Raw genomic sequence first — 24,811 nt, 5'->3', positions numbered from 1 at the left:
AAAATATTAAATTTTTATTGTCACAGAGTTGAACTCCATCCCTATGTCCCGCTACATTTTCGCGGGAGTTCACCTTCTTAAAACCGTTACAAACTATCCTAGCTCTTATCGCCTGTATTACGAGCAAAGCGTAATAAAGCATAATTTGCTCGCGAAACAGCCTCCTCCATGGCTTGTTGGGGTGTTTTAAGTCCCGCAAAAATGGCTTCTAAGGCTTCGTCATTAATTGTTCTGATTTGATTTTGCGGTCCGATATGTAGGCGCACTTGCTCGTCACGTTGGCTCCCTAGATCAGCTTGGGCAAGTGCAAGAATAGGATGATTTTTATCTTTGTCCGCAACCGCATAAACCCCTGTTGTTCCCAAGGGTAAATAGCCCGTTTTTTGATGCCAGTGTTGCTGTGTTTCAGGTTGGGCAAGATAGGAAAAAAATTGCGCGATACCTCGGTAGACGGACGTTGATTGTCCAGATACAGCCCAAAGCGCAGCACCACCAGCTACATTATTGTAGCGCTGTTGGCTCACCTGCGTATCGAGTGGCATTAGCGCCGCCCCCAATCGAAATTTAACCAGATCGGCTAAACTATTATGGCTTCCTGATGACTGACTAAATAAAGCACAACGACCGCTGGTGAATAAAACAGTGGCATCACTTGCCCTACCACCGTACTCGAAATAATGGTTTTTCTGCCATTTTTTTAAACGTTCAAGATGCCCCACAATCGCCTTATTATTATAAACAGCTCGAGTTGGATGACTGTCTATCATTGCTAAACCATGAATAGCCGAGAAAGACTCTATTTGTATCCAACCTGGATAAGCCGAGGTGTACACACAAGGATAGCCTGCACGGTTTAATTTCTCGGCTAAAATCTCCATTTCATCCCAAGTACGAGGAAAGTTTTTTTCGCTGTACCCGACTTTTGCTAGCGCATCTGCATTATAAAAAATAACAGGAATCGAAGTATTAAATGGCATCGCAAGCAGACGATTAGCTTCGCTATAAAACGCACGTACCGCCGGTAAAAAACTGTCTACGGGTAAAGATAGTTCTTGCTCTTGCATCAGCTTTTGAACGGGTTTGATAATGCCTTTAGGATAAAGCATCGTCGCCGTACCGACTTCAAAAACTTGTACCATTGCCGGTGGTTGCTTAGCGCGAAACGCGGCTGCAAAACTGGTCAGCGACTCCGTATATTCGCCTTTATAAACGAGTTTGACCACATAATCGGGCTGATTTTGGTTGAAATAGTCAACTAATTGATTAATCTCTTCGCCTAATTGTCCGGCAAGCGAATGCCACAGGACGAGTTCGACAGGCTTCGCTTGGAGGATTGTAAAGAAAAACTGCAGTAACAATAAAAGGGTAAGGCGTTTCATGAGATGAGATCAGGATAATCACTGAACACTGCGTCGACACCCCAATCAAAAAGTTTTTTAGCCTGCCGTCGGCGATTGACAGTATAAACAAAAAGCAGATAACCCTGTTCTTTAATTTGCCGTGCGCGGGCGGCAGAGAGTGCTCGTTTATTGAAATGAACGGAATAGCATTGCAATTCCTTTGCTTTTACTAACCAATCTTTATCCCACTCATCAAGAAGTAAGCCGATGGGCATTTCCGGTGCCAGGCTACGACATAAAGTCAGGGCAGCCAAATCGAAACTTGAAATCAGCGGTAAAGGCTTATTCTGGGGCCAATATCGATTAATATGTGAAAGAACAGCAACGGTCGTCTGCTCAGATGTTCCAGGGTAGGGTTTTATTTCAATATTGGCTCTGACATCCGAAAAAGTTAGCCACTGCAACGCTTCACGAAAATGAGGAATCTTTTCGCCACGAAAACGCTTGGAAAACCAACCGCCAGCGTCCAAACTTTGTAAATATTCGGCAGTCACTAAACCAATTTCGCCCTGACCATTTGTTGTTCTTTTAAGCATTTCGTCGTGAAAAACAAATGGCTCGCCATCGGCACTTAGCATGACATCAAACTCTAAATATCTGCATCCCATTGCCAACGCTCGGTCGAAGGCCGCAATCGTATTTTCCGGTGCGTAGGCTGAGGCTCCTCGATGGCCAATTATTCGTTCAATTACTTGCACCAGCATTTTCCTCTTGACGATTTGAGGCTAACTCGACAATCGCATTCATGATCAATTCATTACTGACAGACACTGCAGGCGCAGGTGTCGCTGCGGCGGTGATAGCCATCGTGTTCATTTCTCGCGGTTGATAAGCTTTTGCCATAGGCACTAGCTGATCACCTTCAAAAAAATAGATGCGGTTAACACTGTAATTTTGACTGGTGTAAGTTTTGTCCAAGCGGTTCAATTCGCTGTTAATTTGTTGGTATAAATATTCTCGTAGCTGTGCCTTTACTTGCTGTGTCTCTTCGAGACTTGGTTTAAACTCCACACCATTAATGTCGTAGGTCGCACCAGGCTTGCTCACATTTTTGGCATTTTGATAAATGTCGGTCAAACTGGCCTGGGGCACCCTTGCCTGGGCAGCCACGTATAATTTTTCAAGCCCGGAACTATCTTGGGAACGATCAAACTGCGTCAATTGCCATTGGCCTGTAGCAATCTTATTTAAATTATTCATAATCTCTGCACGCGCCTTTACCAAATCGGCATTGGTTAAGGTTGCATTGATGTTAACGGTTAATAATGCTGATTGGGTTGTCACCCATTGCTTAGCAGAAACTTGAAATACAACCTTATCTAACTGGGTTTTGTGAGGGAAATTAGCAGCATTTGACAATGGACTTAATGCCGCTAGCATCAGGACTGCAGCTCGTTTTCTCATCATTATCTCCTATATAAACTAAAGGCAGTTTACACTAGGCTGCGAGGGCTTCCAATGCTTCTATGAATTATACTTGAGATATCTAAAGGAATTATTACGATCTAATTTTTGCCTTCAACTGCATTGCTTTCAATCGGGAATGGATTTATAACTGGTGAACATGAATTTCCACCGGAGCTTTATTAATGAAGTCTGTTGAACAAATAAAAACGAATGAGGCACTTATTGTACAAGAAGATTTCCTCGATTATGCCATGATGCACGGATTTGGTGATCTGCATTTTAAAGTCGATCCCGAGACGGGAATGAAAGCTATCGTGGCTGTTCATAGCACCAAACTAGGGCCAGCGCTAGGCGGCTGTCGTTTTATAGAATATCCAAGCACGATCAGCGCGATTAATGATGCCATGCGTTTAGCAAGGGGAATGAGTTTTAAAGCAGCTTCCGTGAATCTGCCACTTGGCGGCGGTAAAGCCGTCATTATTAAACCAAATAAACCGTTTAACCGGGAAGCTTATTTACATTCTTTTGGTAAGTTTGTGAATGATTTAAATGGCCGCTACATCACGGCTCTTGATAGTGGTACCCAGTTAAGCGATATGGATATTATCGCGCAACATACACCTTACGTTGCTAGTTTATCCAGTTACAATGGCGACCCCTCCCCTTCGACTGCAAAAGGAGTGCTGCGAGGCATTCAAGCTGCTGTGGAGTTTAAATTAGGCAAGCCTAGCTTAGAAGGTTTACATGTCGCGATTCAAGGTCTTGGCCATGTAGGTTATCTACTTGCCTCACATCTCCATGAACTAGGCGCTAGACTCACTGTTGCCGATATCAAAACCGCTAATGTGGAGCGAGCAGCAAAAGAGTTTGGGGCAGAGGTTGTATCGACTGAGTTAATTCATAAAGTCCCTTGTGATGTCTTTGCTCCTTGTGCACTTGGAGCGATTATCAACGATATCACCATTGGCCAATTGCAAACTTCAATCATTGCAGGAGCAGCTAATAATCAATTAGCTCACAGTTACCATGGTCAATTATTGCATGAAAAAGGAATTCTTTACGCCGCCGATTATGTGCTCAATGCCGGCGGTTTAATTTTTGCTGCGAGCAAATACCTACATACTCCTGAGCATTTAATTAATCAGCAAATTGATGGTATTCATACCTCTCTATTAGCGATATTTACTCGCTCAATGCGTGAAAATCTCCCAGCTAGCGAGATTGCTGACACCTTAGCTCAAGAAAAATTAGGTCTTGCACCGCTGCCAAGCTAGCAGTAAGCATTGACAAAATCAGCGCTAATCAACCCACGATTAGCGCAAGAAATTTTGAGGCCTCACAATGAAACATTTAAGTCTCACTCCCGCTTTGTATGATTACATGCTTGATATCTCCCTGCGTGAGGATTCCATTTTAAATGCTTTACGCGAAGAGACGGCAAAAATGCGACTTGCTATCATGCAGGTTGCGCCTGAGCAAGCGCAGTTTATGCAATTTCTAATTCGCCTCATCGGTGCTAAAAAGGTTTTAGAGCTGGGCACCTTCACTGGTTATAGTGCATTAGCAATGGCCCTGGCTTTACCCGACGATGGGGAATTGATCACCTGCGATATCAATACCGAATGGACTGCCGTAGCGCAACCTTTTTGGCGTCAGGCAAAGCAAGATAAAAAAATAAAATTACGTTTGGCACCGGCTTTAGATTCACTTCATCATTTATTGGAAGAAGGCTATAAACATCAATTCGATTTCATTTTCATTGATGCTGATAAAACAAATTACATGAATTATTATGAATTAGCATTGCAATTAATTAGCCCTCGAGGATTAATTGCCATAGACAACATTTTTTGGGGTGGTAAAGTAATTGATGCGCAAGTAACTGGCGGGCAAACTCGAGAAATTCGTCGTTTGAATGCCTTTCTCAAAGAGGATGAGCGAGTCGATATCAGTCTTCTGGCAATAGCTGATGGATTATTTTTGGTTAAACCACGTCTTTAGCCTAAGTTCTCTCGATATTTGCTAAAGGCCAACAAGGAGTGAGTTAATGAACGAGAACGCTGCTAACAATCCCTGTGGATTAGACGGGTTTGCATTTCTGGAATTCTCCGGCCCCGACAGGACTTTTTTAGATAAAGAATTTATTGGACTGGGTTTTAATGAGATTGGCAAACATAAATACCAAAATATTAGTCTCTATCAACAAGCGGGTATTCAATTCATTGTTAATGCGGCCAGTAATTGTCAAGCACAAGAACATGCCAAAACTCATGGCGCAGGTGCCTGTGCGATGGGCTTTCGCGTAAAAGATGCCAATCAGGCTTATAACCATGCTATCCAACATGGTGCAACTCCTTTTCAAGATTGCCAACATGCTGATCATGGTTTGCTGGCTATTGAAGCCATTGGTGGAAGCGTCATTTATTTTGTTGATGACCAGCACCAACCCTTTGCTAATCAATGGCAAAACACTCCATCGACATCACAAGCACAGCAGGGCTGTGGGATTACTTTTATTGATCATCTAACCCATAATGTTTTCCGCGGCAATATGGATAAATGGGCCTGTTTTTATGAATCCATTTTTAATTTCCGGGAAATTCGATTTTTCAATATCGTGGGTAAAATGACTGGATTGATCAGTAGAGCCTTAGCCAGCCCCTGCGATAAAATTAAAATACCCTTAAATGAATCGAAAGACGATAAATCACAAATCGAAGAATTCTTACATGAATACAAGGGTGAAGGCATTCAGCATGTGGCCTTAAATAGCGATGATATTTACAAGACAGTTAATCGCTTAAGACAGCAAGGCGTTGCGTTTCTAGATGTTCCTGACACCTATTATGAAATGATCGGGGATCGCATTCCTTGGCATAAAGAGCCGCTAGAGAAATTACGGCAAGAACGAATTTTAATCGACGGCGAAAAAGATCCGAAAAAAGGATTATTATTACAAATTTTCACTGAAAATATTTTTGGCCCGGTATTTTTCGAAATTATTCAACGCCACGGAAATCAAGGTTTTGGCGAAGGTAATTTCCAAGCTCTGTTTGAAGCCATTGAGCGTGATCAGATCAAACGGGGTACTTTACAACCAAATTAAAAGCAACTGTGGGTCTTCGAGATGGCGTAACATTCCGCGCATTCTGGACCTCTCGAAGGACTCAATCCGTACGGTTATTTTAGGAACAAATATGAAACTAGCTAGTAAGAAATCTGTTACCTCCCGCGATGGTGAACTTTATGTGGTCAATCGTGATTTAACAAGGTGTACCAAAGTCGATTATATTGCCCGTACCATGCAAGAAGCTTTAGATCATTGGGATAAAACAGAGGGAAGACTCAATGAAGTCTATCTTGCTTTAAACCAAGGCCAGGTAGAGCATTGCTTTCCTTTTGACTCGAACCAAGTAACAGCCCCCCTACCCCGTGCCTACCAATGGGCAGACGGTAGCGCTTATGTCAATCATGTCGAACTGGTGCGAAAAGCGCGCGGCGCAGAGATGCCTGCAGATTTTTGGACTATTCCCCTTATGTATCAAGGTGGTTCTGATAGTTTTTTAGGGCCTAATGATCCTATTGAGGTTGCGGATGAAGCCTACGGTGTTGATTTTGAGGCCGAAGTAGCAATCATCACTGACGATGTTCCCATGGGTATCAGTAGCAAAAATGCAGCCCAGCATATTAAATTATTAATGCTGGTGAATGATGTTTCGCTCCGCAATCTCATTCCCGCAGAAATTGGCAGAGGATTTGGATTTTTTCAATCTAAACCTGCTAGTAGTTTTTCTCCTGTTGCCATTACTCCTGATGAATTAGGAGACCACTGGGATGGCCTGCGCGTTCATCTTCCCTTATTGAGTTATTTTAATGATGAATTATTTGGCCAACCGGATGCGGGCATCGATATGACCTTTTCCTTTCCTGAATTAATTGCCCACGCTGCCAAAACAAGGCATTTGGCTGCTGGCAGCATTATTGGCTCAGGAACAGTTTCAAACAAAGATCAAAGTAAAGGTTCATCCTGTATTGCAGAAAAACGCATGCTGGAAATTCTTGCCGAGGGGAAAGCGAAAACAGAATTTATGCGTTATGGTGATCGCATCTGTATTGAAATGCTCGGTCCCGAGGGACAATCTTATTTTGGAGCTATTAAGCAAACTCTGACTAACTATAAAGGTTAAAAAGTGAAACTCTACGACTATTATCGCTCTTCTGCGAGTTATCGAGTGCGCATCGCGCTGAATATCAAAAATATTAGTTATGAAACTTTAGCAGTCCACTTGATTAACAATGGCGGCGAGCATCATCATCCCGATTACCTAAAACTCAATCCTCAGGGATTAGTCCCTACTTTGAATGAAAATGGTCATATCATTAGTCAATCCGTAGCCATTATTGAATATCTGGAAGAAATCAGCCCCAGCCCGCCACTTTTGCCCCCAACCCCTCTTGGACGCGCACAGGTGAGAAGTATGGCGCTTATGATTGCCTGTGACATTCATCCAATTAATAATCTGAGAGTTTTGGAGCAGTTACGAAATGAATTTAACGCCAACGAGCAACAAGTGACTGCTTGGTATCATCACTGGATAAAACAAGGCTTTGATGCTCTAGAAAGTCGTTTGCAGGCCATGCCACATAAAAATAAAGTCTGCTATGGCAGTGAAGTTAGTCTAGCAGATATCTGCCTTATTCCGCAGGTTTATAATGCTCACCGTTTTCGTTTTCCAATGGAAAACTATCCTCTCATTAATGAGATTTATAATTATTGCTGTGCTCTGGAGCCTTTTAAAGATGCCGCCCCAGAACAACAATATCAAGCTACTCAATGAATTGCTTAATACATGAACGGATAAAAACCTTTCAAAATAAGGAAAATTCCAATGAGTGCCAGGATAACAATAAAGACGTAATACCAATTACTTCGATACAAGCCTCTCGTAAATGCTAGCATTTGCTCGGGAATGGCTAGCCACAAAATCGACTTAATCGTAATTATCCAGCCTAGAAGCGTAATGACTACATCAGGCTCGAATACCCAGCGATTATGAATGACGATTATGAACAAACCGATAATTAGAGCAAACGAGGCGGTCATAATAATCAGACCCGAACTAGGCTTTAAATGCGCCACAAATTGGCGATAAGTGTCTCGTCTGACTAACATGATGATGGACATGATAAGAAGATACAACCCTGCAATTTGCGCAATAATGAGAGCATGAAGAAAGGTGTGGATCATTTTGTTCTTCCTTTAACGAGGTTTGTAAATAAATTATAGTCGATGATGGGGAGATTGTTTCTTTATGTTTTTCATAAGGTTAAGAAGAAAGTAGAAGTGATTGTTCTATCACTCCCCCTTTCAACAATTTTTTATTTGAATTTATTGAAGTCCGCTTACTAGTACCGTGCTTCCATAGTCCTTATCAATTGAGTCGAGGAAATCTTGAGTGGACGTATTTATATTACGTGTCTCATTAAAAAAGATGTTCCGATGCTTACCTATTATTACTGCAAAGCTTTCGCTTTCTTTCGGAGAGTGATTTTCATCCTTTTCGATAAGCTCGTCTTTTGGAGGTAAGCTGGCGCTTTTCCAAGCCTCAATGAGCTCATGAATTGATTGAGCATTTGGAGCCAATTCTTGGGGTCTGTTGAGATAATCTTCAAGCACCTCAAGCGCTTGAATTTTTGCGGCGGGAGATTTTAAAAATGGATTATATCGGCTGAATATACCATTTAGTTTAACTTTATGATTCTCAATTGCTGTTTTCAACTCCATTTTTTTTTCATTATTAATCTCTTCTTTCCATTCGTCTTTCCTAATGTTTTCCAGCATCATACCCGCAGTCACATTTTCCGGGTAAAGAACCTTTTCAAAAGGCTGTTTCATTTCAGATAATGCTAAAAGATTTTCTTTAGGCAAATAAGGGTCGGCTATTTCTATTATATGGTTTAATCCTTCCTCTATTTTAGCAATATTATCGCGTCTATAAGGAGGTATTAAGAGCAAATGCAAATTGTCAATTTCTTCTTGTAAGCGTTTATTTCTTAAATTTAAATTTCTTAATTCAGTTAACCAACGCTCCAATTCTCTAATTTTCATATGACTCTAAGCCTGATTTATTTTCGTTGATTTTATTGTGGAATTATTAACAAAATATTAATTTATTCAAATTATGCGCATTATGACTTAAAAAAATCTTATATGCTAGCTAAAACCACGCTTTTGCCACTAAAGCGGTCGAAATTCCACTGGGAGTACGTTGCAAAATACTCCATTTTGCTTGGCAACGTTGAACGCTTCCGATTAAGACAGTTTGACTATTGCATTGATAGTGAACTTTCATACCATCATAAATTTCACCATCATCGACAGCCTGGCATTTTTCTCCAGAAGTTAATTCGATGGCCCAAGGATAAGCTTCGGCCATATCTAAAGCGACATTTTGGCTATTATCGACTGGGGTGGATAAATTAATTTGTACACTATCACCAAGCCAAGGGGATTGAGGACAGACTGCTTCTTTATGGGTACCATATTCTTTGACAAAACAGGGATCGTAAACCTTATTTGCCGCTACACAACGCCAAGCATCTTCCCGCTTAATGCGCTGCGATTGCTGCCAGCATTGACCAGGAATGACTTCTTTTATAACGACTGGTGTTCCATTCCCAAAAGGGCGATATAACTTTAACTCCGTATCCTCTGCAAATGTGTAAAACGACAGCATCAATGCAAAAAAACCTAACACTCCACGCAGCATATGTTCCCCCAGTGATCTGATTTAGTGTATTATCCAAAGTTTTTATCATCGTTTTCATTATATGTGATATAAACGAGGACAGCAGCTTATTAAGTTTTGGAGTACATCATGACAGAAGTCTATACAGTAAAACAATGCTTAGGTGGTGAAATTGCGGTTGATCAAAGAGTCACCGTCCGTGGTTGGATAAAAACTCGTCGCGATTCAAAAGCAGGTTTATCTTTTATCAGTTTACATGATGGCTCTTGTTTTTCACCCATCCAAATCGTAGCGACTGACAGTTTAGCGAATTATCACCAAGAAATTATTAAATTAACAGCCGGTTGCGCCATTATTGCCAGTGGTAAACTGGTTGCATCACAAGGCAAAGGCCAAGCCTTTGAAATTCAAGCGGAATCGATTGAAGTCATCGGCTGGGTAGACAATCCAGACAGCTACCCCATCCAAGCAAAACGCCATACTTTGGAATTTTTGCGTGAAGTCGCCCATCTTCGTCCAAGAACGAACACCATTAGCGCAGTAACCCGAGTTCGCCATTGCTTAGCCCAGGCGATTCATCAATTTTTCAGCGACCGCGGTTATTTTTGGGTTCATACTCCCATTATTACAGCCAGCGATTGCGAAGGCGCAGGGGAAATGTTTAGGGTAAGCACTCTGAACCTATTTAATCTCCCAAAAACGCCGCAGGGACAAATTGATTTTTCAAAAGACTTCTTTGGGCGCGAAGCGTTCTTAACCGTCTCAGGCCAATTAAATGTGGAAGCTTATTGCCTAGCCATGTCAAAAGTTTATACTTTCGGCCCTACTTTCCGCGCTGAAAACTCAAATACTAGCAGACATTTAGCTGAATTCTGGATGGTCGAACCTGAAATTGCCTTCGCAACCCTAAATGATATTTGCGAACTCAGCCAAACGATGTTACGTCATTTGTGTAAAACCGTTTTGGATGAGCGTGCTGATGATATGAACTTTTTTAATGAGTTCGTAGCACCGGGTTGTATCGAACGCTTAGAACATATAGTTGCCTCGGACTTCGAAATCATGTCTTACACTGATGCAATCAAAGCGTTAGAAAATACCAGTCATAAATTTGAGTTTCCTGTCAGTTGGGGGCTTGATTTGCAATCTGAACACGAGCGCTATCTTGCTGAAGAACTTTGCAAAAAACCAGTTATCCTCACCGACTACCCGAAAGATATCAAGGGATTTTACATGCGCTTGAATGACGACGGCAACACCGTTGCTGCGATGGATGTCTTAGCCCCAGGAATCGGGGAGATCATTGGTGGCAGCCAACGTGAAGAGCGCTTAGAAATCCTTGATCAACGCATGGATGAGTGTAATTTAAACAAAGAAAGCTATCAATGGTATAGAGATCTACGTCGCTACGGTACAGTACCTCATGCCGGCTTTGGTCTAGGCTTTGAGCGGCTGATTAGTTATGTAACGGGAGTGAACAACGTGCGCGATGTGATTCCTTTCCCCCGTACTCCTGGGCATGCAGATTATTAATAGATGGATTCGCGGTGTAGGTTGGGCCTTTGTTCAACCCACACTCAGCCCGCTTCGGGTTAAATCCGCTGCAACATCTCAATCACGCTAAATTCCCGTCTTGAATAGTCAATATTCTATCCATTCTCCCTGCCAATTGTTGATCATGGGTTACAATCACCAAAGCAGTGCTTAAATGCTCATTCAAATCAAGCATCAGATCAAACACTTTAGCAGCCGTTGTATTATCCAAATTACCAGTCGGCTCATCTGCCAACACACAATGGGGCTGATGAACCAAGGCTCTTGCGATTGCTACCCGCTGTCGTTCGCCACCTGATAACTGTGCGGGTTTATGCTCTAATCGATGTGCCAATCCGACTTGTTCTAAGATTTTCTGTGCTCTCGTTTGGGCCTCCGCTACGGATTGATTTCCTAATAGCAAAGGCATGCACACATTTTCTAAAGCACTAAACTCCGGCAACAGATGGTGAAATTGATAAACAAAACCCAATTCCTTGTTACGCAACCTACAGCGCTGTTTTTCGGAAAGCGTATGCCAGTTAACATCTTGCGTAAATAATTGTCCAGAGGTCGGTTTATCCAAACCACCTAATAAATGCAACAAAGTACTTTTACCTGAGCCTGAAGGCCCAATAATCGCAATTCGTTCCCCACGTTTAATCGTTAAATTAATTCCTTTTAAAACATCAATCGACTCGGTTCCATCATGATAAGTTTTGCTTAGATTTTGGCAATCAAAAATAATATCACTCATAATGTAGGGCCTCCGCGATTACAGTTTTTGAGGCGCGCCAAGCCGGATAAATAGTCGCAACAAAACTCATCAACAAGGCTACAGCACAAATTATCCATAAATCGCTGATCATAATCTTCGATGGTAAATAATCGACAAAATAAACATTCGAGGATAACAATTGCGTATGAAAAATCGATTGTAGGAAATTAACGATTGAGGTTGCGTTTGAGGCGAGGATTAGACCTCCTATTAAACCGAGTATAGTGCCGACTACACCGACCATCATGCCTTGTACAATAAAGATCCAAAGAATTGTGGAAGGAGTTGCACCAATCGTTCTTAAAATAGCAATTTCAGATTGTTTGTCGTTCACGACCATCACTAAGGATGAAACCAAATTAAATGCTGCTACAGCAATGATCAGCAGTAGGATAAGAAACATCATTGTTTTTTCCAATTTAACCGCATGGAAAAACGGACCAAATTGCTGTGTCCAGTTACCCACTTCATATTGCTCACCTAATTTGTCTGCTAATTGCTCAGAAATTTTAGGTGCATCATAGATATTTTTTATTTTCATTTTGAGGCCGGTAATATTATTACCTATTTGTGTTAATTTTTGCGCATCTTCCAAGTTAATAAACGCAAGTTTGGCATCAAAATTAAAACCACTACCGGCTGAAAATACTCCTGCCACTGTGAACCGTTTAAAGCGCGGAATCATTCCTGTAGGAGTGACTGTGGCTTGAGGAATCATAATTGTTACTTTATCGCCAACCATAACCCCCAAGCTATCGGCAAGACTGCGACCAAGAAGAATACCAAAATGTTGGAGATCAGCAATATCACCCATAAGCAGCTTATCTTGGATATGAGTAATAGCCTGTTCTTCCTGTGGATCGATGCCAGTAAGAACGATAGGTAAGACCTGACCTTCGTGAGTTAACAACCCTTGACCACCGATATAAGGAGCAACTGCGACAACGCCTGGAGTGCTTTTGAGCTGATTTTGCAAATTTTGCCAATCAGCAATTTTGCCATCCCTTCCACTCACGGTAATTTCCGGCGCCATGCCAAAAAAGCGTTTGTGGATTTCTTCATCAAAACCATTCATCACGGAGAGTACGGTAACCAATACCATGACTCCAAGTCCGATGCCCAGCATGGAACTTAAGGAAATAAAAGAAACGAAATGATTTCGTTTCTTTGCACGTGTGTAACGTAATCCGATAAAAAATGCCAGTGGCTTAAACATAATTGGTTTAACTTTGTAAAAGATCTATTGTAGTTAAATTCAGCCCGCCAAGATATAGCTAAAACAGCTTTCCTTCATAAATCTTAGCGAGTAGTACACAATCATTATCAGGCAATACACACAGTTATCCACAGAATTTGTGGATAGTAATGGGGAATTATCGCATTAAGTGACCGTCTTAGTACTATAGATATAACATAAGGCACTGTCCCAGGAACATTCAACAGCAATTGCTTTTTTAAAGGGAAGACGTTGCAAGGTACTGACAGGCCGTAAAGATAATACGGTATGGATGCTTGGAGTGGCTTCAATGATTTTTCCTAAAGCGTTCAACAACGGCTGGGAGAAACAGGTTGAAACTATTATAGCCACTGTCGCAGAGGGTATAGGAATCTCTAAAAAATTGCCCAACCAAAAGGTTAATTTTCGATTATTTTGATAAAAATCAGGTAACTCCTGCTGCAGTCTTTGAGCCGCATTTAAAGCTTGCTGATGTAGTTCTGGAACAATTTCGATGCCATAGGCTTCTTTGACTACAGTCTTTAAAAAAACTTGTATTAACATTTTCCCAACACCTGAACCGTAATCAACGAATACATCGGCATCGGAAAGTTGAATGGCTGATAATAATTTATTAACGCTGGGATAGAGAATCTCACCGTAGGTTTCACAAAGGTTACCGGTTATAATAGGATTTTTTTGCTGAACCTCATGATATAAAATAGTTAAATAATGTTGGCATAGTGTATCAGTATCATTGATACTGGGTTCTGTTGAAAACGCTCGAAAGATCATTGTAGCAGGTACCTTCTTATGGGTTTACAAAAGTCGCTCTTAGAATCCCACCCAAGTAAATGGCATCAAATGATGACCATTGTTAAGCAGAATTCGGAAATAATACAGCCTCAACTGAACCAGCAATTTAAAAAATTATCGTTGCAACGATTAGTTATGGTAAACATTCTGGTATTTTTTATCCAGTATGGCGGTTTGAACCTCAGTACCTTGTCTTTAAATCCCTTCCCCTTATGGTTCGCTACTGGAACTGCTTGCGCCTATCTTTTTTTACGTGGATTGAGTGTCCTGCCAGGAATTGTCTTAGGCAATTTTTTTGCTTACTACCTTGCAACAGCTAATTTTTTCTTAGCGTTAGGCTGCGCAAGTTTACTCACTGTACAAGCCTTATTGCTACTTTGGTTTAATTATCGCTACCTTCTTAACCCCACCCTTATTTTTCATCAGCTGAACGAGTTTATTAAATTTATCTTATACACTGCCATGCTAACAGGTCTAGTTAGTAGTTTGCTGCTTGTTATCTGCTATCCATCCATGCACCCAACAGAGCTACCCATTCAAATTGGGCTACAATGGTGGCTGGCTAATTTTAACGGAATACTTATATTTTCTTTAGCAATGATCAGCTGGGACGCTTATTTTCCACAATATAAGTCTATAAAACAGATGACTAAAGAGCAGCTTTCGCTTTACATTCTTTTAGTTTTTTCTACCATTGCCTTTAGTTTTAGCTCTACTCCAAGTACTGCTATTTTATTTGCCCTAGTCAATGTTTTGATAACCTTCATTATTAGTCTCAGACTTGGTTGGTGGGGAGCTATCGCCGCAGTCTCTTTATCAGGCATATTATTTAATTTCGCTGTTTTTATGAATGCCCCCCTATTTTCTACCTCTTTTTCATTCCTAGCCTTGATCTTATTACAATTGCTTTTGTGCGGAGAAACAATAATCAGTTTAAGTTTTTCTATTATGCGGCATAAAGGATATTAACTATCAGCGATCAATGCAGGAAAATTCAATCTGCGGACTGTACAACTGATCAATTAGGCCCGATTGTAGAAACCCTAAACAGTTATAAAAGCCCCTTTCTCCATATGCTATTCGACAGTGTATGCACAGAGTTATCCACTGAATTTGTGGATAACAGCTGTGAATGAAAATCAAAATACAAAGCCAAAAGCCTTTCTCCATAAGGTGTGTCAAGAAAATTAAGCTCTGGGATAGTGAAGAAGAAATCTACTATAGAAAAGATATCCACAGGTTTGTGGATAAAAGAAATAGCTTCGGGCTGATTATCTTAACAAATAAATAATAAAAAACTAGTCTTGACTCCATTTATTTTTTTCGAATTAGGGTATGTTGGTAAATTAATATTACCGCTGATGTGTCGCGGCCTGTTCAGGGCCCACGATTGCACTGGCCGTCCCTCAGTGTTTTGCGTAAAAGATATATTCCTGGTTAATATTATGCCATTTGTTATATTTTATATAAGCCGATATTTTTTCTAAGAGGGGGTAAAACCTAATGCAAGAAAAGTTGGATGAGATAACTCAATCTTCTGAAGAGAAATTCGTCCTTGACTACCCTAATTCAAATGATTTTACTGACTTTATGGATTATGTAACACAAGACGATGCAATGGCAGAAATGTATCTTGAAGAGGACGAACAATGTCCTCAAGCAAGAAAATTATTTGAAAATAATGGAAAATGGTTACGAGAAAATAATGATAGATGTGATCTAATGCTGGTTCTAAGAGAAAATAAAAAAATTATCGGCTTTTGTGAGTTAAAACTAACCAAAGACTCCCAAAACCCAGTATCACAATTATTTAGTGTATTTGTCGATAAAAAATACCGAGGAAAAGGGCTAGCCAATTTAATGATATTTTATGCGCTGGATTTTTTTGTACATAGCGGACGAACCGATTTGGCAGTATATCCCACAACTGACTCATTAGCTGTTTACAATAAATTTGGCTTTTATCCCTTGGATATTAGTAATGATAAAGAGCTAGTCGCTTGGTTTAAAAAAGAAGAGGCAGAGCGACTAGTTGATTTAAAGGATTCTACTTCTGAACATCTTATAATGGATTTAAATAAGGCAGCTTGCCAAGAAGTCTTTAAGGAACGCTGTCAAAAGTTTTTGCAATCTTCTTTTAACTATGAGGTATCTCACAACTTAAAACAGGATTTAAATACCAATGTGTTCGACTGGAGAAAGAAAAACACAGCTGCTTTATTGTCTAATGATAGCTTGATAGTTACAAACACGAAAAAGGATTTAAAAAGAAAAAAAGTGGAAATTATTGAGAACGAAGAGGGTCCAAAAAAGAAATAAATTTAAACGCTAATCCCTTTTTTAATTGCAGAAAATTGTAATTCCCCCTTCTTAAGCTTCATTGACTAATAAGGTCAAAATGACACTGGTCCCTAAACTGGGCTGGCTTTCTACCACAAGTCGGCCTTTATGGTACTCCATGATGGATTTAGCAATTGCTAAACCTAAACCAAGTCCTGTGTTTTTCCCGTGATCGACGCGATAAAAGCCTTGACATAAAAGTGGTAAGTGTTCTTTAGATATACCTATTCCATTGTCTTTTATAACAATTTGAATGCTATCGTTCGGTCTTTTTTCTATGCTTATTAATATCTTTCCACCTTCGTTGCTATAGGCTAGGCTGTTGTCTATTAAATTGGAAATAACACGTTTAAATAGTTGTTCATCGACCTCAATTTGAGCATCACCAAAAACCTGAATATCTATTCCATTTTCTTGAGCAGTAGAATGATAATATTCAACAATCGAACTCACTAAGCTGTTTGCGGATATTTTTCTTCTTTTTAATTGAAGTTGCCCATGTTCACAACGAGTTATAAAGAGTAGATTATCTATCAGTTGGGTTAAATTTTGATATTCCTCAAGATGGGTTTGTAACAGCTGTTGATAGGTTTCAGTCGTTTGGGGCTTAGTCAGGGTAATTTCCGTAGCAGTTTGAAGATAGTGAATGGGGGTTCGTAATTCATGAGCCATGCTGGCTGAAAATTGCTTCAAATGTCTAAATGCACACTCCACGCGAAATAGCATATCATTGCAAGTATTAGCTAACTCCTGCAGTTCTTTGGGACTCTCTTTATAGGGTAATCGTTTATTGAGGGAAGAAGCGCTAATAGAGGCGAGCTCTTTAGTAAAATTTTTAATAGGCCTCATACTTTTTTTTGCGATCAAATAACTGGCGATAATAATTATCAAGGCAGAAAACCATAGGGCAGCAAAAAATTTTTTAATACAAACTTGAGTTAATAAATAAGTGTAATACTCATTATTAGAATGTGCTTGATGAAGCAACTCTTTCATCGGAGGGTATACTAACCCGGTAATTAAAGACAATATCAGCAGGTTTGAGCAAAAAAATACCAATAATAGACGGTTGGTGATTGACATGGATTTAGCGAACTTCCAATACATAACCTACCCCCCGAACAGTATGGATCAATTTGTTTGGGTGCTCATTATCTACTTTTTCCCTTAAGCGCTTTATGGCGACATCGATGATGTTGGTATTCGAGTCAAAATGAATATCCCAAACTTGTTCAGCAATCAAAGTCCTTGAGAGCACCTCACCACTTCGTCGCAACATAAGTGCCAGAAGCTTGAATTCTTTTGCTGTTAAAGCTAATTTTTTTTCTCCTCGTTTTGCGCTGTGCTTTTGTAAATTTAAGCTCAGATCATCAATGCTTAATATTATGGGGCGATCATTCGGTTTTCTTCGTAGCAACGATCTTACGCGAGCGAGTAGTTCATTGAAGGAAAAGGGTTTAATAAGGTAATCATCAGCACCCATTTCAAGCCCTTTGACACGACTATCTACATCATCACAAGCAGAGAGCATCAAAACAGGTAAGTCTGGTTTTAGTTCTCGAATCTTTTCAAGCACATCCCATCCATTCATTATTGGTAACATAACGTCTAAAACAACCGCATCGTAGTTTATTTCGGATAATTGATAAATTGCTTCCGCACCATCGTATACCGCATCTGCTTGAAATTGGTATTCATTAAATCCCTTGCAGATAAAATCAGCAGTTCTCTTTTGATCTTCAACAATTAATATTCGCATAAGCTCTCTATGCTTAAAAAATAGTCAATATAACATAAAAAAACTGACGAATATAATGGATTACAGTTTTGTAATGTGGATGCCACGAATCTAACAGGATCAATTGCTTATTGTTAACTCATGTATTGAATGAGGAAATTAAGATGAGTAAGCATAAGCAAAGCACATCAAAACAGCGCTTAAAATCCACATTACAATTTTTTAGTAGCAGCCTGTCTGATTTAAATAATAAAAGAATTCAAGTGAATCGGGCTAAAGGATTAGCAAAGTATTTTGCAAGTTCACAAAAAAGCATGAGAGCTCTTTCCCCCTTAGACACTTCTTTGGGTATTATGAGTTTTTCTCTTTATATGCTTCGCCTTTCAACCAATATAGGCTTATTAGTACAGCTAAATTGGGTTGAATCCAAAGAACAAACCGATTATAAACTACGTAGAGAGTTATTCTACAGTCTTTTAAACGACAGTTTGTGGTGTGCCGTTAACCTGACTCAGTTTTTTTGGTTATCCTATAGAAACTCAATATCTTCTGGTCTTAGGGGGATGCAATTAGAAACGCTAGCACAACTTATCGATATTTTTATAATGATAATTCGCTACAAACAAGAGAAAGACGAATATGAGTTAAAATACAATCAGGCTACAGGTATTGAGCGAACTCGTTTAGCAATCGAATGGCAGAATAAAGAATTTAATACTCTTCGCTCTTTACTTACTAGCTTAGCTATAGTGACAGTTTTTGCTTTATTTTCTTTTTCAATCATTACAGTACCACTTTCGCCTCTTATCTCTACTATCGTTCTTATCAGCTCACTATTACGAGTTATAACCGAGGTAAAGAAAAACCATAAATTAATAAATCAACTTAAACTTAATGAAGTGAGTTCTCAACAGATCATGAACGAAGAGCTTGCAAAGACTCGTGCTCATCTAAAGGATTTAAATCAAGTTATCCTTAGTAGCGTTTTTTTACCCCTTGGGTTGTTTTTGTTGTTTACAACGCCGATCCCTGTAGTCTTGTTAGCCTGTGTTAGTATGTTATTGATTCACTGTTTGCTCACATCGTTAATTGATACTAAGTTTTCCCCATTAAATACTCTTAATAATGAAAAAAATAGTATGAATACTCCAGATATCCCTTCATCTAACTCTAATCCTGATTTCGTAGAGAAAAATGGCTATTCCGTCGGTTATACAACCTAATGGTTTAATGGCGATATTTTAATAGGGAGTATGGACACTGGAGGTGCACGGGAAATTGGCTTTTTATTAAATTGATGAACAATGAAACAATAGCTCCCTCTCCTAATCTCTTGTATACTTTGTCAGCACTCCGCTAAGGAAAAAGACTATTTTTAGAATGATTCTTCCTAGCCCTGTGCTGCAACTCACTGTTAATAATAAATTTTTTGAGGATACTCATGTTTATAAACAGCAAGCGCAATACCTTCAGCACTTTTGTGTTTGTTATAGGCATTCTTGCGAGCACAACTTGCGCAGCCTGGCATGGTCATGGCAGAGGATGGTACGGTGGTCATGAACATTATCATGGTGGTGGCTATGGTTATGGCTGGGGGGGATACGGTGGCGGGTATTCTTATGGAGGCGGTTGGGGTGGTCCCAATATTGTGATTAATGTCCCCACTAGACGCTATTATGCTCCCTTGTGTGAAAAGGTTGAGGTCTGCAATTCTTATGGGGAATGTTGGTTAGAAACTTACTGTAATTAAATGCAATTTGCCTGTATGTATTCATACGGGCATACCTTCTAAGGTTCACTAAAATTCAGCAATGCCTCCAGGAGAAAAATGAGCTGGGTGCGCATAACTTTATGAAAATTTTAAAAAACTTATTCCATAGAGCGGCTTATTACCGTTACCATTGAGCTATCAAAAAGACAGGGTGAAATTGGAGATTAATGTTGGGCAAGCACCTCGATTGGGCAACGATGAACAACCTTCCTCCTCTTAAAATCAGCAGTGGAACCATGGAAGTCGTGAAATGGATTGCTTTAATGTCCATGACAATCGATCACGCTAATCGATTTTTGTTTGCCTCCTCCATTCCAGCGCTTTACTGCGCGGGCAGACTTGCCATGCCTCTCTTCGCTTTTATTTTTGCTTATAATTTTGCTCAACCTGATGCCCTTTCTCGTGGACTTCATAAACGAGTTTTAATTCGTTTAATCATTTTTGGCATCATCGCCACTCCCGGCTATATTGCCATGCGCCATTTGCAATACCTATGGCCTTTGAACATTATGTTCATGTTAGCTGTCGCTACAGCGATTCTTTATTGTTTCGAGGTAGGCGGAACAAGAAATCGCGCCTTTGCCCTCTTGATTTTCTTATTAGGCAGCCTTGTGGTAGAGTACAGCTGGGTTGGGATTTTCTTCTGCCTTAGTTCTTGGTTTTATTGCAGAAAATCAACTTTAGTTGGTCTTTTGATTTGGCTTTTTGCCTATTTATTTCTTGATAATATTAATGGTAATAATTGGGCTCTAGCTACCTTACCTCTCATTTTTCTAGCCACACAAATTAATATTAAAGTTCCACGTATTCGTTATTTTTTCTACGTCTATTATCCACTTCATATCTATATTTTATATTTATTAAGCCGCTGGGTCTAAAATTTGATCTATATTTTTATTAATAATTCAAAATATACGTCTATATTTAAGATAGATTGTGACAATGGAATTACTTATGGAAATAAAAGGTTGCAAGCTGCTTTGCAACAAAGAATAACTTGGCAGGCATCCTAAGAAATTAGGTTACCTCTTAAAATGGACTTTATGGAGTAATCATGCCAATACACGAAAGACGCCAGCATTTCCGCATAGAAGATCAAGTTTACTTTGATTACAAATTAGTTGAAACCGGGGAGCCTTATTCTGAAAAGCACATTACCGATGAACTATTGGGTCAAAGTGGTAAACGCTATATGGAAGCGACACAATATTTTCAAAGTATTGATTACGAATTAGCTGGCTTAACCCAAACGCTGGCAATGGAAGAACCAGCTCTTGCCCATTATTTGAATTTAATTAATGCAAAAGTCGAATACCTAGCACGACATCTGATGCTGGGTGACAATATTCATGTCCGCAAAGTCAATCTTAGTTTAGGTGGTATGGCGTTTAAAACCAAAGAGCGGATTAAAGAAAAAACGCATATGAAAATAATCATTTATACCAAACCAAAAATGTTGCCTATAGTTGTCAATGCTGTAGTTGTATATAGTCAATATCATAATGAAAACCAGTACCATACTGCAGTGCAGTTTGACGAATTGGATAAAGAGCAGGAGCAATTACTTTCTCAGCATATTATCCTAGCTCAGCAAGCCAAGTGCCGAGCTGATTGATAGAATATAAATTGGCCTGGTATTACAGGTTTCATTATCGCATAATCATGCATTGTTTAACTTTAAATGAAGTAACCAAGCCTTAGGGACAATATCTGCCCCACAGGCATCTTCTCTGTATCTCGCAGAAGAAAAAAGGTGAAGTTTTTGAGAGATCAAGCATGACAAGATATGTTTTTTGTTCTAAATTAAATCAAGAGGCAGAAGGTTTAGATAAAGCACCTTTCCCTGGTCCTTTGGGTGAAAAGATTTTTAATCAGGTCTCAAAACAAGCATGGAAGATGTGGTTAGCACACCAAACGATGCTAATTAACGAATATCGTCTAAGCTTAATAGACCCCAAGGCAAGAGAATTTCTTAATGAAGAAATGAAGAAATATTTCTTTGGAGAAGGCTCAACAGCACCGGCTGGCTATGTCCCTAAAGAATAAGGCCAATCAACATGGTTCATGAATTATTGCATCTAGGTGGAGAAGTTGAAGAAGCAAGTCGTAAACAGCGACCCGTTGTAGTGCTAGAATCGACTATTATTTCGCATGGCATGCCCTATCCTGATAATTTGAACACAGCTCAGGAAGTCGAACAACTTATTCGTGATAATGGCGCAATACCTGCAACCATAGCCCTATATAAGGGAAAAATCCATATTGGCATCGATCAGAAAATCATGAAACATCTTGCCAATAACCCTGAAGTAATCAAAGCCTCTCGACGAGATATTGCTTATGTATTAAGTCGCAAAATTACCGCCAGTACTACGGTTGCTGCAACAATGTTCTGCGCCCATTTAGCAGGCTTGCCCTTGTTTGCAACCGGTGGGATTGGTGGAGTTCACCATCATGCCGGCGAGAGCTTTGATATTTCAGCGGACTTGATTGAACTGTCTTCAACTCCAGTCACCGTCGTTTGCTCCGGGGCAAAATCAATCCTAGACTTACCAAAAACCCTAGAAGTTCTTGAAACTCAGGGAGTAGCGGTAATTGGTTATCGTACCGACGAATTCCCAGCATTCTACAGCCAATCAAGTGGTATCCCCCTACTCCATCGCTTAGATACCGCCGAAGAAATAGCGACGGCCATGCATTATCAGTATAAATTAGGAATTAACAATGGCATTGTCATTGCTAACCCAATTCCCAAAACTGCTGAAATCCCCGACGAACAAATTATGCCAATTATTAAACAAGCGCAAAACGAAGCGAAACATATTAACGGCAAAGCCATCACCCCCTTTTTATTACAGCGAATTGCAGAATTAACCTCAGGCCAAAGCTTGCAAGCCAACATAGAATTAATAAAAAGCAATGCCATTTTGGGAGCTCAAATTGCTATTGCTTATCAACAAAAAATCAGACCTAACAAGAACTGTTCTTCAAATCAAACACAAGCATTAAAATAGAGCAAAATAAAAACGTTTAGCTAAGCAATTATCCAGTCTTAAAACAACCATTAATTTTTTATAAAAAAACTAATAAACTCTGCTTGACTCCAAAGCGTTCTCAGAGTTTAATAGCAACCTCTTGTGGCCAGATAGCTCAGTCGGTAGAGCAGAGGACTGAAAATCCTCGTGTCGGCAGTTCGATTCTGCCTCTGGCCACCATTGAAATCGATGAGTTATGGTGAAATCGCGGCTCTTCCCCATTTCCGGGGGCACTAATCAAGCACACAAAACTTTAACCCTTAACCTGTAATTTTCAAAATTTCTAAACCCATAAGCACGTCGTTGAATGAGTTTCATCTTACGATGGAGCCCTTCCGTAATACCGTTATTTTTAGTAAACCGCCACATTCTAACCACTTCCTCTCGCCATTGGTATAATGTTTTACCTAGAGTCTTTCGTGAGTCGAAAGTACTTGGCTCTTCCCCATTTCCGGAGGCACTCAGTTAACCGCATAGTACTCTAAGTTGAGTAGACCAGAGCATTTCAGCTCTAGCCCCTCCCAGAACCATGCGTGAACCCCTCGATTCATACAGCTCCCATCAAGCAAAGCATCTACCTACACCTACTTTGTATTTCTTATGGAAATTTCGGGATAGCATATTGGATTTCTCGGGATAAGATATTGGATAATTCGGGATAATAATCTGGATTTTTCGGAATAAACAACGATATACTTCAACAATATATAGTAATTAAGCCCCAATCATCAGATGATTAAAATGTTTGAAAGAAAATTAACTTCTATTGTTATTGAATTGTTAAAAGAATTTCGGATTGTTTATCTTACCGGACCACGTCAGGCAGGCAAGACAACATTGACTAAATCGATTTCACCCGCTTACGGACTTGAGTACATTTCATTTGATAATCAAAATATACTTCAATCTGCTCAAAACGATCCAATTGGGTTTATAGACTCTTTTAAAAATAAAAAACTGATATTAGATGAGTTTCAATACATCCCAGAATTAATCCCAGCAATAAAACAAGCATCAGATAATCTTACTGTCACTGAAAAAGGTAAATTTCTTTTAACTGGTTCTGCTGACATTTTCAGATCTGGAAAAACACAGGAAGCTTTACCTGGCCACATGGCTAGACTTGAGCTTTACCCCCTATCTTTATCGGAAAAGTTTAATACCCCAAACAACATCATCGATTTATTATGTAGCCAAAATTTTAATATTAGTTTGATAGAAAACCTTAGCCACCAGCAATTGGCAGATTTGATTCTTCAAGGAGGATATCCTGAGGTTCAAGATAAAAGTCCGAGAGGAAAACAGATTTGGTATGATTCTTATCTCGAAGGTCGCTTATTTAAAGACTTTGAAACATTATATGCTGCTCGAGGTGACTATCGTTCCAAATTAAAATCATTGGTACCGTATCTAGCCGGGCTTGCCGGTAATCTTATTAAATACTCAAATATCTCAAATGATCTTGGCCAAGAAGACAAACTTATAAAAGCATACATCGAAATTCTTGAATTAATGTTCATCCTTAAAATCGTTCCCGCTTACTTAAAAAATAAAGCTAAACGACAAGCGATTACTATGCCTAAACTTCAAATGATAGATACTGGTCTTGCATGTAATCTACTCGGTATTAAAAATGATGATCAATTAATAAATAGTCCTTACTTTGGGGGACTCTTAGAAAATTTAATTTTCATGGAATTATTAAAACAAAATGGTTGGTCAAATGAACAGGTAGAACTTTTTCATTTTCGAGATAAGTATAAGAATGAAGTGGATATCGTCCTAGAGCGAGATAATAATCAAATCATCGGAATTGAAGTTAAGGCTTCTGCTACTATAAAGCAACATGATTTTAAAGGACTAATCAAACTGGCAGAATTCAATCCAGCAAAATTTCAATATGGAATTGTCTTTTATTCTGGCAAAGAAGTATTACCTTTCTCACAAAATAATATTCCACTATATGCTCTGCCAATTGGTTTATTTTTAAAATAACCATTCTAAAACAAGGGCCTCCGAAGAGGCTTC

General features: G+C 39.6%; 26 protein-coding genes, 1 tRNA gene and 1 pseudogene. 16 read left to right on the top strand and 12 right to left on the bottom strand.

The window, feature by feature from the left end; genetic code table 11:
- Window positions 1–98: 98 nt before the first annotated feature.
- From Lnau_RS04260 to Lnau_RS04250, 3 genes are read right to left on the bottom strand one after another with little or no spacing between them, the layout of a single operon-like run.
- Window positions 99–1,379 carry an extracellular solute-binding protein gene (locus tag Lnau_RS04260; protein WP_058503909.1) on the bottom strand — a complete coding sequence of 427 codons (1,281 nt, stop codon included), beginning with the start codon at window positions 1,377–1,379 and terminating at the stop codon, window positions 99–101.
- A complete protein-coding gene (ugpQ, locus tag Lnau_RS04255; RefSeq protein WP_058503908.1) occupies window positions 1,376–2,104 on the bottom strand; it encodes a glycerophosphodiester phosphodiesterase in 729 nt (242 codons plus the stop codon). The genes Lnau_RS04260 and ugpQ overlap by 4 nt, the downstream gene beginning before the upstream one ends.
- Entirely contained in the window at window positions 2,085–2,804 is a 720-nt protein-coding gene (locus tag Lnau_RS04250) for a hypothetical protein (protein WP_058503907.1), read from the bottom strand. The genes ugpQ and Lnau_RS04250 overlap by 20 nt, the downstream gene beginning before the upstream one ends.
- 185 nt (window positions 2,805–2,989) lie before the next feature.
- Here Lnau_RS04250 and Lnau_RS04245 point away from each other — a divergent pair, with 185 nt between their 5' ends.
- The 5 genes from Lnau_RS04245 (at window position 2,990) to maiA (ending at window position 7,645) form a co-directional block, all read left to right on the top strand.
- Window positions 2,990–4,081: a Glu/Leu/Phe/Val dehydrogenase family protein gene (locus tag Lnau_RS04245; RefSeq protein WP_058503906.1), complete on the top strand. Its 1,092-nt coding sequence runs from the start codon at window positions 2,990–2,992 to the stop codon at window positions 4,079–4,081.
- Window positions 4,082–4,148: 67 nt separating this feature from the next.
- A complete protein-coding gene (locus tag Lnau_RS04240; RefSeq protein WP_058503905.1) occupies window positions 4,149–4,808 on the top strand; it encodes a class I SAM-dependent methyltransferase in 660 nt (219 codons plus the stop codon).
- A gap of 46 nt (window positions 4,809–4,854) precedes the next feature.
- On the top strand, window positions 4,855–5,913 hold the full coding sequence (gene hppD / locus Lnau_RS04235) for a 4-hydroxyphenylpyruvate dioxygenase (protein WP_058503904.1): 1,059 nt from the start codon (window positions 4,855–4,857) through the stop codon (window positions 5,911–5,913).
- Between the two features lie 91 nt (window positions 5,914–6,004).
- A complete protein-coding gene (locus Lnau_RS04230) occupies window positions 6,005–6,994 on the top strand; it encodes a fumarylacetoacetate hydrolase family protein (RefSeq protein ID WP_058503903.1) in 990 nt (329 codons plus the stop codon).
- Between the two features lie 3 nt (window positions 6,995–6,997).
- Window positions 6,998–7,645: a maleylacetoacetate isomerase gene (gene maiA / locus Lnau_RS04225; RefSeq protein WP_058503902.1), complete on the top strand. Its 648-nt coding sequence runs from the start codon at window positions 6,998–7,000 to the stop codon at window positions 7,643–7,645.
- A gap of 5 nt (window positions 7,646–7,650) precedes the next feature.
- On the opposite strand, the gene Lnau_RS04220 is transcribed toward maiA, so the two are convergent.
- The 3 genes from Lnau_RS04220 to Lnau_RS04210 form a co-directional block, all read right to left on the bottom strand.
- Complete coding sequence (locus tag Lnau_RS04220) at window positions 7,651–8,055, bottom strand: hypothetical protein (RefSeq protein ID WP_058503901.1); 405 nt, start codon at window positions 8,053–8,055, stop codon at window positions 7,651–7,653.
- 141 nt (window positions 8,056–8,196) lie between these two features.
- Window positions 8,197–8,916 (bottom strand): hypothetical protein, encoded by a 720-nt coding sequence (locus Lnau_RS04215; RefSeq protein WP_058503900.1) that lies wholly within the window; start codon window positions 8,914–8,916, stop codon window positions 8,197–8,199.
- Window positions 8,917–9,025: 109 nt separating this feature from the next.
- Window positions 9,026–9,577 (bottom strand): hypothetical protein, encoded by a 552-nt coding sequence (locus Lnau_RS04210; RefSeq protein ID WP_058503899.1) that lies wholly within the window; start codon window positions 9,575–9,577, stop codon window positions 9,026–9,028.
- A 108-nt stretch (window positions 9,578–9,685) separates the two neighbouring features.
- Here Lnau_RS04210 and asnS point away from each other — a divergent pair, with 108 nt between their 5' ends.
- A complete protein-coding gene (gene asnS, locus Lnau_RS04205; protein WP_058503898.1) occupies window positions 9,686–11,089 on the top strand; it encodes an asparagine--tRNA ligase in 1,404 nt (467 codons plus the stop codon).
- Window positions 11,090–11,171: 82 nt separating this feature from the next.
- Here the strand turns inward: asnS and lolD are convergent, their stop codons facing one another.
- From lolD to Lnau_RS04190, 3 genes are all read right to left on the bottom strand, one after another.
- Window positions 11,172–11,846 (bottom strand): lipoprotein-releasing ABC transporter ATP-binding protein LolD, encoded by a 675-nt coding sequence (gene lolD / locus Lnau_RS04200; RefSeq protein WP_058503897.1) that lies wholly within the window; start codon window positions 11,844–11,846, stop codon window positions 11,172–11,174.
- Window positions 11,839–13,083 carry a lipoprotein-releasing ABC transporter permease subunit gene (locus Lnau_RS04195; protein WP_058503896.1) on the bottom strand — a complete coding sequence of 415 codons (1,245 nt, stop codon included), beginning with the start codon at window positions 13,081–13,083 and terminating at the stop codon, window positions 11,839–11,841. The genes lolD and Lnau_RS04195 overlap by 8 nt, the downstream gene beginning before the upstream one ends.
- A gap of 165 nt (window positions 13,084–13,248) precedes the next feature.
- A complete protein-coding gene (locus Lnau_RS04190; protein WP_058503895.1) occupies window positions 13,249–13,878 on the bottom strand; it encodes a class I SAM-dependent methyltransferase in 630 nt (209 codons plus the stop codon).
- A gap of 18 nt (window positions 13,879–13,896) precedes the next feature.
- Between Lnau_RS04190 and Lnau_RS04185 the strand changes: the two genes are divergently transcribed.
- Complete coding sequence (locus tag Lnau_RS04185) at window positions 13,897–14,868, top strand: MASE1 domain-containing protein (RefSeq protein ID WP_058503894.1); 972 nt, start codon at window positions 13,897–13,899, stop codon at window positions 14,866–14,868.
- Between the two features lie 534 nt (window positions 14,869–15,402).
- Complete coding sequence (locus Lnau_RS04180; RefSeq protein ID WP_058503893.1) at window positions 15,403–16,218, top strand: GNAT family N-acetyltransferase; 816 nt, start codon at window positions 15,403–15,405, stop codon at window positions 16,216–16,218.
- Window positions 16,219–16,269: 51 nt separating this feature from the next.
- On the opposite strand, the gene lciS is transcribed toward Lnau_RS04180, so the two are convergent.
- Entirely contained in the window at window positions 16,270–17,346 is a 1,077-nt protein-coding gene (gene lciS, locus Lnau_RS04175) for a copper-responsive two-component system sensor histidine kinase LciS (protein ID WP_058503892.1), read from the bottom strand.
- Window positions 17,327–17,998: a copper-responsive two-component system response regulator LciR gene (lciR, locus tag Lnau_RS04170; RefSeq protein ID WP_058503891.1), complete on the bottom strand. Its 672-nt coding sequence runs from the start codon at window positions 17,996–17,998 to the stop codon at window positions 17,327–17,329. The genes lciS and lciR overlap by 20 nt, the downstream gene beginning before the upstream one ends.
- Window positions 17,999–18,141: 143 nt before the next feature.
- Between lciR and Lnau_RS04165 the strand changes: the two genes are divergently transcribed.
- From Lnau_RS04165 to Lnau_RS04135, 7 genes are all read left to right on the top strand, one after another.
- Complete coding sequence (locus Lnau_RS04165; RefSeq protein ID WP_065240239.1) at window positions 18,142–19,200, top strand: hypothetical protein; 1,059 nt, start codon at window positions 18,142–18,144, stop codon at window positions 19,198–19,200.
- Between the two features lie 218 nt (window positions 19,201–19,418).
- Complete coding sequence (locus Lnau_RS04160; RefSeq protein WP_058503890.1) at window positions 19,419–19,727, top strand: hypothetical protein; 309 nt, start codon at window positions 19,419–19,421, stop codon at window positions 19,725–19,727.
- Between the two features lie 188 nt (window positions 19,728–19,915).
- On the top strand, window positions 19,916–20,626 hold the full coding sequence (locus Lnau_RS04155; RefSeq protein ID WP_058503889.1) for a TraX family protein: 711 nt from the start codon (window positions 19,916–19,918) through the stop codon (window positions 20,624–20,626).
- Between the two features lie 176 nt (window positions 20,627–20,802).
- Window positions 20,803–21,363, top strand: a complete 561-nt coding sequence (locus tag Lnau_RS04150) for a PilZ domain-containing protein (protein WP_058503888.1) — start codon at window positions 20,803–20,805, stop codon at window positions 21,361–21,363.
- A gap of 161 nt (window positions 21,364–21,524) precedes the next feature.
- Window positions 21,525–21,794, top strand: coding sequence for an oxidative damage protection protein (locus tag Lnau_RS04145; RefSeq protein WP_058503887.1), 270 nt, complete (start codon window positions 21,525–21,527; stop codon window positions 21,792–21,794).
- 11 nt (window positions 21,795–21,805) lie between these two features.
- Window positions 21,806–22,762, top strand: a complete 957-nt coding sequence (locus tag Lnau_RS04140; protein ID WP_058503886.1) for a pseudouridine-5'-phosphate glycosidase — start codon at window positions 21,806–21,808, stop codon at window positions 22,760–22,762.
- Between the two features lie 125 nt (window positions 22,763–22,887).
- Window positions 22,888–22,963 (top strand) — tRNA-Phe (locus Lnau_RS04135).
- 57 nt (window positions 22,964–23,020) lie between these two features.
- On the opposite strand, the pseudogene Lnau_RS16095 reads toward Lnau_RS04135, so the two are convergent.
- Window positions 23,021–23,218: pseudogene (locus Lnau_RS16095) on the bottom strand (transposase); the annotation flags it as partial.
- 306 nt (window positions 23,219–23,524) lie between these two features.
- On the opposite strand from Lnau_RS16095, the gene Lnau_RS04130 reads away from it, so the two are divergent.
- Window positions 23,525–24,778 (top strand): ATP-binding protein, encoded by a 1,254-nt coding sequence (locus tag Lnau_RS04130; RefSeq protein ID WP_058503885.1) that lies wholly within the window; start codon window positions 23,525–23,527, stop codon window positions 24,776–24,778.
- Window positions 24,779–24,811: the final 33 nt, after the last annotated feature.

This window comes from Legionella nautarum, from assembly GCF_001467895.1.
GTDB lineage: Bacteria > Pseudomonadota > Gammaproteobacteria > Legionellales > Legionellaceae > Tatlockia > Tatlockia nautarum.
This window is presented reverse-complemented; position numbering and strand designations above follow the sequence as displayed.